At 72.7% G+C, this 11,429-nt stretch carries 9 protein-coding genes and 1 pseudogene; 6 read left to right on the top strand and 4 right to left on the bottom strand.

Annotation, left to right across the window (positions count from 1 at the left end; genetic code table 11):
- A partial coding sequence (locus tag Q0L15_RS04230; RefSeq protein ID WP_296602467.1) for an FAD-dependent oxidoreductase occupies positions 1-766 on the bottom strand: 766 nt, incomplete at its 3' end.
- Positions 767-866: 100 nt separating this feature from the next.
- On the opposite strand from Q0L15_RS04230, the gene Q0L15_RS04225 reads away from it, so the two are divergent.
- The 3 genes from Q0L15_RS04225 (at position 867) to Q0L15_RS04215 (ending at position 4,597) form a co-directional block, all read left to right on the top strand.
- Complete coding sequence (locus Q0L15_RS04225) at positions 867-1,475, top strand: XRE family transcriptional regulator (RefSeq protein WP_296602466.1); 609 nt, start codon at positions 867-869, stop codon at positions 1,473-1,475.
- 47 nt (positions 1,476-1,522) lie between these two features.
- Entirely contained in the window at positions 1,523-4,258 is a 2,736-nt protein-coding gene (locus Q0L15_RS04220) for a LuxR C-terminal-related transcriptional regulator (protein WP_296602464.1), read from the top strand.
- Positions 4,259-4,363: 105 nt separating this feature from the next.
- Complete coding sequence (locus tag Q0L15_RS04215) at positions 4,364-4,597, top strand: hypothetical protein (protein ID WP_296602462.1); 234 nt, start codon at positions 4,364-4,366, stop codon at positions 4,595-4,597.
- Positions 4,598-4,600: 3 nt separating this feature from the next.
- Here the strand turns inward: Q0L15_RS04215 and Q0L15_RS04210 are convergent, their stop codons facing one another.
- Positions 4,601-5,800 carry a cysteine desulfurase-like protein gene (locus Q0L15_RS04210; RefSeq protein WP_296602461.1) on the bottom strand — a complete coding sequence of 400 codons (1,200 nt, stop codon included), beginning with the start codon at positions 5,798-5,800 and terminating at the stop codon, positions 4,601-4,603.
- A gap of 54 nt (positions 5,801-5,854) precedes the next feature.
- Here Q0L15_RS04210 and Q0L15_RS04205 point away from each other — a divergent pair, with 54 nt between their 5' ends.
- The gene (locus Q0L15_RS04205) at positions 5,855-6,892 is read left to right on the top strand and encodes a hypothetical protein (RefSeq protein ID WP_296602460.1); all 1,038 of its coding nucleotides are present in this window, start codon (positions 5,855-5,857) and stop codon (positions 6,890-6,892) included.
- A 12-nt stretch (positions 6,893-6,904) separates the two neighbouring features.
- Here Q0L15_RS04205 and Q0L15_RS04200 read toward each other — a convergent pair whose 3' ends face one another.
- Complete coding sequence (locus Q0L15_RS04200; RefSeq protein ID WP_296602468.1) at positions 6,905-8,872, bottom strand: fibronectin type III domain-containing protein; 1,968 nt, start codon at positions 8,870-8,872, stop codon at positions 6,905-6,907.
- 226 nt (positions 8,873-9,098) lie between these two features.
- Here Q0L15_RS04200 and Q0L15_RS04195 point away from each other — a divergent pair, with 226 nt between their 5' ends.
- On the top strand, positions 9,099-9,692 hold the full coding sequence (locus Q0L15_RS04195) for a hypothetical protein (RefSeq protein WP_296602458.1): 594 nt from the start codon (positions 9,099-9,101) through the stop codon (positions 9,690-9,692).
- On the opposite strand, the gene Q0L15_RS04190 is transcribed toward Q0L15_RS04195, so the two are convergent.
- The gene (locus Q0L15_RS04190; protein ID WP_296602457.1) at positions 9,693-10,682 is read right to left on the bottom strand and encodes a nuclease-related domain-containing protein; all 990 of its coding nucleotides are present in this window, start codon (positions 10,680-10,682) and stop codon (positions 9,693-9,695) included.
- Between the two features lie 122 nt (positions 10,683-10,804).
- Here Q0L15_RS04190 and Q0L15_RS04185 point away from each other — a divergent pair.
- Positions 10,805-11,429, top strand: a pseudogene (locus tag Q0L15_RS04185) (DUF3427 domain-containing protein); the annotation flags it as partial.

The raw sequence follows: 11,429 nt of genomic DNA, 5'->3' as shown, positions 1-11,429 counted from the left end.
GCGGCCGGACGAACACCGCCGATCGCGCCACGACGTGTCCGTCGGCGGTCTCGACGCCGGTGAGTCGGTCGTCCTCGACCACGAGCCGGGTCACGGGCGCGTCGACGACGCCGATCGCCCGGGCGACCAGCCGCTCGCGATGCTCGACGCTCAGCGACGTGCCGTTGGCGAAGAGGACGACGTCGTCGGACCACTGGCGGATCAGGTGCGCGTAGGCCAGCGACTCCTCGAGCGGTGTCTCGCCTCCGACGAGGACCCCGAGGGGCTGGTCGCGGACCTCGTGGCCGTGGCAGTACGGGCAGTGGAGCAGGTCGCGGCCCCACCGCTCGGCCAGCCCCGGAAGATCGGGAACGACGTCGCGCAGCCCGGTGGTGACCAGGACGCGCCGGGCGGTCAGGATCCGCCCGTCGGCGAGCGTGACCCGGAACCGGCGGCGGCTCAGCGGCCGGACCTCGCACCGCGCGATGCCGGTGACGGTGCCGGCGATCAGGTCGACGCCGTAGCCGGCCACCTCGGCGCGACCGCGGGCGAGGAGCTCCGCCGGCGGGAGGCCGTCGGAGCCGAGGAAGCCCTGCATGTGTGCCGCCGGCGCGTTGCGCGGCTCACCGGCGTCGACGACGGCGACGCTCCGGCGGGATCGGCCCAGCACGAGCGCGGCGGACAGGCCGGCAGCGCCGCCGCCGACCACCACCACGTCGTGCTCGCTCGGGTCCGTCGCGCTGGCGTCGGTGCCGCGGTCACTGGTCGGTCCGTCGTTCTGGTTCATGAGCCGAGAGTGACGGCGGTCCCGCCGACCGGACAACGGTTGTTGCCGTTTCTGGGAATCAACCGCGCCGACGGCGGCTCGATGCGGTCCAATGGCCGTCATGACGCACGAGCCGACCGGGGCCACCCCCGCGCTGGCGGCGACCCTCGACCTGGTGGGCCCGCGGCTGCGGCGGGTGCGCGAGCAGCGCGGGCTGACGTTGACCGAGGCGGCACTCGAGACGGGCATCTCCAAGAGCACGCTGTCGCGCCTGGAGACGGGTCGGCGCAGGCCGAGCCTGGAGCTGCTGCTGCCGCTCGCGCAGGCCTACCGGGTGCCGCTGGACGACCTCGTCGGCGCCCCGGAGGTCGGCGACCCGCGCATCCGGCTCAAGCCGCGACGCGTCAACGGCCGCACCGTGCTGCCACTGACCCGGCCGGGCGGCATCCAGGCGTGGAAGATCGTCATCCCTCGCACCCAGTCCGAGCCGCAGCCCCGCAGCCACGACGGGTTCGAGTGGCTCTACGTCCTCGGTGGCCGGATGCGGCTGGTGCTCGGCGAGCGCGACCTGGTCCTCGGGGAGGGCGAGGCGGCCCAGTTCGACACCCAGGTGCCGCACTGGTTCGGCAGCACCGGCGAGGGGCCGGCCGAGGTGCTGAGCATCTTCGGGCGCCCGGGCGAACGGATGCACGTGCACGACGATCAGGACATGATGGGCCCCGCGCGCTGATCGGGCGGTCGCACCACCGATGAGCCGGCGACGACGGGAGGCGACGCATGGTCGACCCGCTCGTGGAGACGAAGCTGGCGCAGCCCCGGCCTCGCCGGGAGGCGGTCCCCCGCCCCCGACTCGACGCGCTGCTGTCCCGCGTGGCCGGCGTCCCGGTCACCGTGGTGTCGGCACCGGCCGGGTTCGGGAAGACCACGCTGCTGAGCTCCTGGCTCGCCGCCGCCGACCTCCCGGTCGCCTGGGTCGCGCTCGACGCGCGCGACCGGCGTCCGGGCCGGTTCTGGTCCTACGTGCTCACCGCGCTCGACCGGGCGGTGCCCGGCTCCGCCGCCGCAGCACTCACCCTGCTCGGGTCCGGACAGGCCGCGGTCGAGACGGTCCTGGCCGGCGTCGTCAACGAGCTCAGCGTCTCCGACGACGACCTGGTCCTCGTCCTCGACGACTATCACCTCGCCGACGGCCCCGAGATCGCCGAGACGATGACGTTCCTCGTCGAGCACCTTCCGCCACAGCTGCACCTGGTGATCAGCACGCGTGCCGACCCGGGACTGCCGCTGTCGCGTCTCCGGGCCCGCGGCGCGCTCCTCGAGGTGCGGGCCGCCGATCTGCGCTTCGACGGCCACGAGGTCGCCGCCTATCTCAACGACCTCCACGCCCTCGGCCTCCCCGCCGACGCGGTCGCGGCCCTCGAGGAACGCACCGAGGGCTGGGCGGCCGCCCTCCAGCTGGCGGTCCTGTCGCTGCGCGGCCGGACCGACACCGCGGGCTTCATCGACCGGTTCGCCGGTGACGACCGCTTCGTCGTCGACTACCTCGTCGACGAGGTCCTCGACCGGCAGCCCGCAGACGTACGACGGTTCCTCCTCGACACCTCGATCCTCGAGCGCCTCACCGCCCCGCTGTGCGACGTCGTGCTCGGTGGCGCCCCGGGCGAGGGTCGGTCGATGCTCGACCTGCTGGACCGGCAGAACCTGTTCCTGGTGCCGCTGGACGACCACCGCCGCTGGTACCGCTACCACCACCTGTTCGGCGAGGTCCTGCGAGCGCACCTCGGCAACGAGCGCCCCGGCGACGCGGCTGAGCTGCACCGGCGCGCGAGCCGGTGGCACGCCGACGACGGGGAGGTCGAGGAGGCGGTCCGGCACGCCCTGGCCGCGGGCGACACCTCCACCGCTGCCGACCTGGTCGAGTCCTCGATCCCCGAGCTGCGGCGGCTGCGCCGCGAGGACGTCATCCGGCGCTGGGTCGACGACTTGCCCGACGACGTGCTGGCGAACCGTCCGGCGCTCGCGATGGGCCTGGTCGGCGGCCTGATGGCGAGCAACGACTTCGCCGGCGTCGAGGAGCGCATCCGCGCCGTGGAGGCGATGCTCGCCCGTCCGGAGGACGAGCTCGTGGTCGTCGACCGGGCGGAGTTCCGGCGAGTACCCGCCGCGATCGAGATGTACCGCGGCGCACTGGCGCTCGTGGCCGGCGACCCCGAGACGGGCGTCCTGCGCGCTCGGCGAGCGATCGGGACGGCGCCTGCCGACGACGACCTGACACCGGCTGCGGCGGCCGGCATCTCCGGGCTCGCGTCGTGGACGATGGGCGACGTGGTCGCCGCGCAGGCGTCGTACGTCGCGGCGGCCGCGGGTCTGGCCCGGGCCGGGCACGTCGCCGACGTCCTCGGCTGCTCGCTCGCCATCGCCGACATGGAGCTCACCCTCGGTCGGCTCGACGCCGCCGAGGCGAGCCTGCGCAGCGCCCTCGAGCTCGCCGAACAGCATCCGCCGGGCGGAGGCGGCGTCCTCCGAGGCACCGCGGACATGCTCGTGGCCCTCAGCCGGGTCGCCTGGCACCGCGACGACATGGTCGAGGCCGCCGAGCTGCTGCGCCGGGCCGACGACCTCGGCGAAGGGGCCGGACTCCCCCAGAACCCGTACCGGTGGCGGGTCGCGCTGGCCCGGGTCCGTGCCGCCGAGCGCGACTGGGCCGGAGCGCTCGAGCTCCTCGACGAGGCGACCCGGGTCTATGTCGGCGACTACCTGCCACCGGTCCACCCGCTCCACGCCACCCGGGCGCGGCTGCTGGCTGCCTCCGGGGACCTCGACGGCGCCCTGGCCTGGGCCCACGAGCACCGGGTGGCGGCCTCCGACGCGCTGAGCTACCTGCAGGAGTACGAGCACGTCACGCTCGCCCGCGTCCTGCTCGCCCAGCATCGAGCCGGCGGCGACGAGGGCGTCCTCGGCAACGTCACCGCGCTCCTCGACCGGCTCCTCGACGCCGCCGAGGCCGGGGCGCGCACGGGCACCGTCGTGGAGGTCGAGGTGCTGCGCGCGCTCGCTCTCCACGCGGCCGGAGGCGTGGACGACGCGCTCGTGGCACTCGGCCGTGCCGTCGACCTCGCCGAGCCGCAGCGATGGCGCAGGTTCCTCCTCGAGCCCGGCCCCGGCCTCGGCGAGCTGCTCGAGACACTGGCGCGGGACCGGCCGCGGTCGCCGTTCCTCCGCGACCTGCTCGCGCGGCGAGCGAGCGCGGCGTCCGCGACGACGCCGGTGGCAGCGCCTGTGCCCTCGCCGGCCGAGCGGCTGATCGACCCGCTCAGCGACCGCGAGCTCGACGTCCTCCGCCTCCTCGCGTCGGACCTCGACGGACCAGGGATCGCCCGCGAGCTCGTCGTCTCGCTCAACACCGTGCGGACCCACACCAAGCACGTCTACACCAAGCTCGGGGTCAACAGCCGCCGCGCTGCCGTGAGCCGGGCGCACCAGCTCGGGCTGCTCAGCCGATCGGCACGTTGACCAGCAAGATCACCAGCGCGCTCACCAGATGATGTGACGACCCGTCCCCGCCGCTGCTCCTAGCGTGCCGACATCACCGCACCACCTGAGCGCTAGGAGCAGGACGTGAGCACCACACCCGAGCCGGGCTGGTACGAGATCCGCCTCCAGGGGCGCCTCGACGAACGATGGGCGGCGTGGTTCGAGGGCATGACCGTCGAGCCCGCGCCCGACGGCGTCACGCTCCTGCGCGGCCAGGTCCTCGACCAGGCAGCGCTCCACGGCATCCTGGCCCGTCTGCGTGACCTCGGCATCCCGCTCATCTCGGTCCAGCCCGTCCGGGCAGGCGACGAGCGCTGAGCGTCAGCGGGCCAGCTCCGCGACGCCGGCGAGCAGCCGCTCGACGTCGTCGGCGTTCGTGTACGGCGCCAGGCCGGCGCGCACGGCACCGTCGTCGCCCAGGCCCAGCCATCGGGAGGCCTCGATCGCGTAGAAGTGGCTGGCCGGGGCGTTCACGCCCGCGGCCGCCAGGTGCTCGGCGACCTCCCGGTTCGAACGGCCGGCGACGGTGAAGTACGCCGTGGGCGTCCGGCGCGCGGGGTCGCCGTACAGCCGCACGCCGGCGACCGAGCGCAGCCCCTCGAGCAGCCGCGCGAACAACCGCTCCTCGTGCCGCTCGATCGCGGCCATCGACTCCAGCACGCGTGTGCGCCGGTCGGCGGCGTCGGAGGCGAGCCCGGCGAGGTAGTCGACGGCGGACGTGGTCCCGGCGAGCAGCTCGTAGGGCAGCGTGCCGAGCTCGAAGCGCTCGGGCACCTGGTCGCTCGAGGGCACCAGCTTGTCGGGGTGCAGGCGCTCGAGCAGCTCGGGCGACGCAGCGACCACGCCGTGGTGGGGCCCGAGGAACTTGTACGGCGAGCACGCGAAGAAGTCCGCCCCCAGCGCCGCGACGTCCACCGGCGCGTGCGGGGTCAGGTGCACCCCGTCGACGTGGACCAGCGCGCCGGCCTCGTGGGCTGCCGCGGCGATCGCGGGGACGTCGGGGCGGGTGCCGAGGACGTTCGACGCGGCGGTGACGGCCACCAGCCGGGTGCGGTCGGACAGCTCCGCCCGCACGGCGTCGACCGGCAGCTCGCCGGTCTCCCGGTCGAACCCGACCCACCGCACCGTCGCGCCGGCCCGCTCGGCGGCCTGCACCCACGGGCGGATGTTGGAGTCGTGGTCGAGGCGGGTGACGACCACCTCGTCCCCGGGGCGCCACTCCCGCGCGAGCGCCCGCGAGACGTCGTACGTCGCCTGGGTCATCGACCGCGCGAACACCACGCCTCGCGGGTCGCAGCCGAGCAGGTCGGCCACCGCCGACCGGGCGCCGACCACGACGTCCTCGGCCCGCCGCTCGGCAGCGGTGACCGTGCCTCGGTTGGCCAGCCCGGCGGTCATCGTGCGCGCGACCGCCTCGGCCACCTGCCGCGGCACCTGGCTGCCGCCGGGGCCGTCGAAGTAGGCGACCCCGTCGGAGAGCGCGGGGAAGTCTTGCCGGACCTGGGCGACGTCGAAGCTCACCCCGCCATCATCGCCACGGGTGAGGCCCCTGGTGCGAGCGGGTACCGGTCCGCGATGAGCACGACCACCTCCGCCGTACGCCGGGCCCGAGCCAGGGCGCGCACCCACCCGCACTACTTCCTGGCCGTCAAGGCCGCTCTGGCCGCGATGCTGGCGTGGCTCGTGGTGCAGCCGTTGGGCGGCTTCGCGGCGGAGTACGCCTACTACCCGCCGCTGGGCGCGCTGTCGGTCGTCTCGACGTCAGTGGTGCGTTCGGCTCGCAACGCGATCGAGGTCGTGGTCGCGATCCTGCTGGGCGCGGCCCTCGCGCTGGCCGCCCAGGGGCTCCCGTTCCCGGAGCCCATCCCCCTCGGCCTGGCGATCGTCGCCGGAGCCCTGATCGGCGCCTCGGGTCTCGCGGGTGACATGGGCAGCTGGGTCCCGCTGGCCGCGATGTTCGTGCTGATCGCGGGCCGCGGCGACCCGATCGAGTACACCGCGGCGTACGGCGGGCTCACCGCGGTCGGCGCCCTGGTCGGCGTGGGGGTCTACGTCGTCTTCCCGCAGCTGCCGCTCACCCCTGCGGTCATCGCCCAGGACCGGCTGCGCGGGCAGCTCGCCGACCAGCTCGACGAGCTCGCCGAGGCGCTGGTGCAGGAGATCGTGGGAGAGAAGGACTGGAACGCGCTGCGCCGTTCGCTCGAGCACACCGCCCGCGACGCCGACGCGCTCATGGACGAGGCGCGCGACGCCCGCCGCGCGAACTGGAAGGCCGCCCGCTGGGCCGAGACCACCGACCGCCACGACGCCCGGGCGCAGGCGCTGCAGCGGTTGACCGGCTGCGTCGACGAGGTGCTCGCGCTCGTCTCCGACCAGCGTGCCGAGATCCGCCGCGACGACCCCGCCGCCGCCGAGCTGCGCGCCACCACCGCCGACGCGCTGCGGCAGGTCGCCGCGCTGCTCCGCGACAGCGCCGACCCCGACGCCGCCCGCTCGGCCGTCTCCGAGCTGCGCAACCACGTCGTCCGCGCCCAAGCCACCACCGGCGACCACCACTTCGCCGCCGCCGCCATCGTCCTCAACCTCGAGCAGGCCGTCGAAGCCTGGACGTGAGCACACCCGGCCCTAGCGGAGCCGGATGACCGCTGGATGACTCGGGCGGCTCGAGCCGATGCCGTTGACCGCGACGACCCAGAACGTGTGCCGGCCCTTCGGCAGCGAGGAAAACGCCACCCGACGCACGCCTGCGCCGACAGTCTGGGCTCGCCCGGTACTCGACATGACGCGGTAGCGCTTGATCACGCTGCTGTTGTCGTCCGGGGCGCTCCATCGCACGACGACGGTGCGAGTTCCCTTCCGGGTCAGGCGAGGGCGGTCGACGCGATCGGGCACCCCTGCAGGAACCACCGTGTTCGAGAGCGCCGACGGTGCCGACTTCCCCGCTGCGTTGGTGGCCGACACGGTGAGGGTGTACGCCGAGCCGTTGGTCAGCCCCGACACGGTCCACGAGGTGGTCTCGGTGCCGATGTCGACGGTGCGCCCACCCGGCCGGACGGTGATCGTGTAGCCGGTGACCGGCGTGCCGCCATCCTCGTTGGGCGGGGTCCAGGAGATGGTCGCCGCGTGGTTGCCGGGCACGGCCCGCACGTGGGTCGGTGCCGCGGGCACCTCGGCGAACACGACGGACACTGGGGCGGACGTGGGTCCGACGCCGACCCTGGTCCGGGCGGTGACCCAGAAGGTGTAGGGCCCCACCTCGGCCAACCCATCCACGAGCGCCGATGTCTGGTCGCCGGGCACCGTGAGCGTCCGGTCGCCGGGCGAGACCTTGATGGTGTAGTCGGCGATCGGTGCACCGTCGCCGTCGACCGGGTTCCACGAGACGAGGGCCGCGTGGTCGCGCCGTTCAGCCGTCACCTGGCGAGGCAGGTCGGGCCATCCGGCCGGCGTGACCGGCTCCGAGGGCACCGACTCGAGGGAGCCGCCGAGCGTCGAGGTCGTGGCGGTGACAGTGAACGTGTACGCCGTGCCGTTCTCCAAACCGGCAAGGCTGGCGGCAGCGCGATCGGCAGGCACGGTCACCGTGTGACCGCCGGGACTCGCGGTGATCACGTAGCCGGTGACGGGCAGCCCGTGCTCGGACGACGGGGTCCACGAGACGGTCGCCTCTTGGTTGCCGGCCACCGCCGTCACGTCGCCCGGGGCGTCGGGGCGCGCGACGACCTTCCAGGCGACCGTCTGCTCGGCGGGGTTGCCCGCCCGGTCGCGGATCCGAATGACCACCCGGTGCTCACCGAGAGCGAGGTCGTCGCACGTCACGCTCCGGGTCCAGCACGGCTGAGCCGGCTGGTCGTCGAGCTGGCACTCCGCGGTGCTGGACGACCAGTCCGGCGCGACGGTGAAGCCGATCGTCGCCGACCGGTCGAGTGTCGTCGCCCTCGGTGCGTTCGTGACGTCGATCTCGGGTGCGGTCGTGTCGACGTCCCAGTCGAGGTAGACGTTGTTGGGGTTGCCGTTCCCGGCCTTGTCCTTCACCTGCAGCATGAGGGTGTGGCCGCCCTCGGGCAGGTTCGTGAGCGTGATGCCGGTGTCCGTGCAACCGCTGATCGCGTGCCCGTCGAGCTGGCACGACCACGACCTGACGCCGCTGAGCGCGTCGGACAAGGTCCAGGCAAACGTGGCAGTCCTGTCGTTCGTGTACGCCCGCGGCCTCGCGGAGAGGCGCACGACCGGCGGCGTGTGGTCCTCGACGAAGGCCTTCGTCGCCGTTGTGGTGTTGCCGGCCGCGTCGGTCGCCCGGATGTGCACCTCGTGCGGACCGTCGCTCGGCCGGGAGATCGACCAGGGGCTGGTGCAGGCGACGTACGCCGCGTCGTCCAGCGCGCACTGGGTGCGCACGACCCCGACGTCGTCGGTGACGGTGAACGTGGCCTGGGAGGTGTTGCGGCTGTAGTACGGCAGACCGACGGGGAACCCGATCGTGACCACCGGAGCCTGTGTGTCCACCCCCTCCGCCGACGCAGGCAGCGCAAGCCCGGCCATCGTGAGCGCCAGCCCGAACAGACCGACGACCAACATCTTGACGTGATGCATCCGCACGCGCTCTCCCGAGACTCGATCCGCTGTTGCCGAGTACAAGACGGACGCCCGCACGGATCATGTTGCGATCGGTGGGTGACGGGGGCCACATCGCGCGCGCGCCAGGTGGTGGCAGATCCGTCGTTTCGCCTGCGGCGTCGGATGCCGATCCGCTGGAATCGGGACCGTGCGAATCGGCACCTGGAACCTGGCGGGGCGGTGGGCCCCGGAGCACCTCCGCTTGTTGCTCGACCTCGACTGCGACGTCCTGCTGCTCACCGAGGCCAGCGAGCGAGTCGACCTCCCCGGCTATGCCCTCCACCTCGGTCAGTCGCGCATGGCAGCACGTCGCCGGTGGGCGGGTGTCGCCAGCCGGTCAGCGATCTCCCCGCTGTCAGATCCCCACCCGGCGAGCGCGATGGCGATCGTTGGCGATTGGACGTTCTGCAGTTCGATCCTCCCTTGGAGAAGTGCCGGCGAGCGTGAGTTCTGGCAGGGCGCCCGCCACGCGGAGTGGACCGCGTCCTGCCTCGGCACGCTCGTTCCGGCCCTGCCAACAGATGGACTGATCTGGGGAGGCGACTGGAACCACGCACTCCACGGACGGGAATGGGCCGGCAGCATGGGAGGCCGGACAGCGCTCCTCACAGCACTCGAGAAGCTCAACCTGCATGTCCCGACAGCCAGCCTCGCCCATCGCATCGACGGGCTGCTATCCATCGACCACGTCGCGATCCCTACGACGGTCTCGGCTTCGGGCGCATTCAGGGTTGAGGCATCGCTCGGCGATCGACGGCTCTCTGACCACGATGCCTACGTCGTTCAGATCGGATGATCAGCGAGCCTTCTGGCCTCGCTCGCATGCCAGCCCGTCACGATCTGTGTCGAGCGCGGAGTTCGCGGCGTACGCCGTCGAGTCGGCCACCGGCCGCCCTTTCGTCCGCTTCATCCGCGCGACAGCAGCCGCGGTGCCCACACCCTTCGGATAGTCCTTTCGCAGCGCCTCGCAGCTCTCATACGACGTTGCGGTCGTGGGTGTCAGGGTTCCGGCCAGGTTGTCACCGATGCGATCTGCGAGGTTCGGGAGCTGGTTGATCGCCACTAACGTGAGCCCGACCGAGACGGCCAGTCCCAGCAGTCCCGTGGCGGCGCTCCGCTTCCGCCGAGGCGCTCGGGGCCGCGGCAGTCCAACCACCGATCCGGCGGCAAGACCGCGCCCCGGCTGTCGAGCCGCGACCGGCACCGCCGGCGGTCGCATGACGGGCCGCGAGACCGCGTCGCGGAACCTGATGTCGAGCTCGATGCCGGCGGCGCGCACCTGGTCCGGAGTCAACGCGGTCGGGCGGGTGAGGAGCATCTCCCGGAGGTTGGCGGTCGAGCAGAACATCACGTCGTAGCACCAACCGGCCACCGGCTCGTCGCGAACGAAACACAGCACGGACCTGGTCGTGGCAGCGGCAGGTGCGCTCAGGAGACCAGCCACGGCGAGTGCCGCGTCGCCTGCGGAGGCGACCGTCTTGTCGTGCTTGCGGCCGTTGGATCGAAACGCGTTGTTGTCGATCTCGATCCGGCCGGCCCAGTTCTTCGAGTCGATGACGTACACACCAGGCGGTCCGACGACCACATGATCGATGTTGGCGCGGGGTCGTCCGGGCCACTTCACGTCGTGGAATACGGCCCAGCCTTCTTGGCGGAGTACATCGAGGATCTCGCCGGTGGCGCGCTCGCCGATGGCGCCGCGTTCGTACATCTGCGCGGAGCGCATCAGGCGCTCGGCGCGTTCGCGCTGTTGGCGTGCGATGCGTTCTGCTGACTCTCCTGCCATGGTTCCCCCGTCCGAGATACGTCACTGATCATCGGTCGCGTGGAGCACCATCTTGAGGTGACCGCTCGACGCGCAGGCCCGTAACCGCAGAAATCGTGGTCACCTCCTGACAAGCTGCGGGGGTGCAGGACGGCCTCTACGAGTCACTGATCACGAGCGAGCTCGAGGGCACGCTGCAGCGGCTCAGCGAGGCTGAGGTCACGCGACGAGAAATTGACGCTGCCGATCAGCCCCACGTGCTGGCGCGGCATGTCTACGAGCAGACGCTGCGGGCCCTGGAGGCGACGCGCGACCCCGCGCAGCGGCTCCGCCTCGTCAACGACATCGTCGGCCGACTCGGCAGCTCGGAGGACGACGTCCTTCCACCGGCCTCACAACTGCTACGGCTCGCAGGCCCGAGCGAGTTTGGCCAGGCGGCGACACCCGCCGTCCGTCCCAGCACGCCGTTGGCCGAGGCAGCGCTCCTCACCAACGCGCACGGCGAGCCGAACCTCGGCGGTGAGCTGCGCGCCGAGATCGACACCGCCGACGGCGTCGACCTGCTGTGCGCCTTCGTCAAGTGGCACGGCCTCCGCCTGCTCGACGAGCCACTGCGTGGACGTCGTGACCGAGGCGTGCCTTTGCGCATCATCACGACCACCTACATGGGCGCCACCGAGCGGTCCGCGCTCGATCGGCTGGTCCGCGAGTTCGGAGCCGAGGTCCGCATCCAGTACGACGCGCAGCGCACGCGTCTGCACGCCAAGG

Source organism: Nocardioides sp. (assembly GCF_024509035.1).
Taxonomy (GTDB): Bacteria; Actinomycetota; Actinomycetes; order Propionibacteriales; family Nocardioidaceae; genus Nocardioides.
This window is presented reverse-complemented; position numbering and strand designations above follow the sequence as displayed.

What these genes read in the sequence shown, in the direction of transcription:
- Q0L15_RS04225 (WP_296602466.1), top strand. Translation starts at nt 867, where the DNA reads ATGACGCACGAGCCGACCGGGGCCACCCCCGCGCTGGCGGCGACCCTC.
- Q0L15_RS04220 (WP_296602464.1), top strand. Translation starts at nt 1,523, where the DNA reads ATGGTCGACCCGCTCGTGGAGACGAAGCTGGCGCAGCCCCGGCCTCGC.
- Q0L15_RS04205 (WP_296602460.1), top strand. Translation starts at nt 5,855, where the DNA reads ATGAGCACGACCACCTCCGCCGTACGCCGGGCCCGAGCCAGGGCGCGC.
- Q0L15_RS04200 (WP_296602468.1), bottom strand. Translation starts at nt 8,872, where the DNA reads ATGCATCACGTCAAGATGTTGGTCGTCGGTCTGTTCGGGCTGGCGCTC.
- Q0L15_RS04190 (WP_296602457.1), bottom strand. Translation starts at nt 10,682, where the DNA reads ATGGCAGGAGAGTCAGCAGAACGCATCGCACGCCAACAGCGCGAACGC.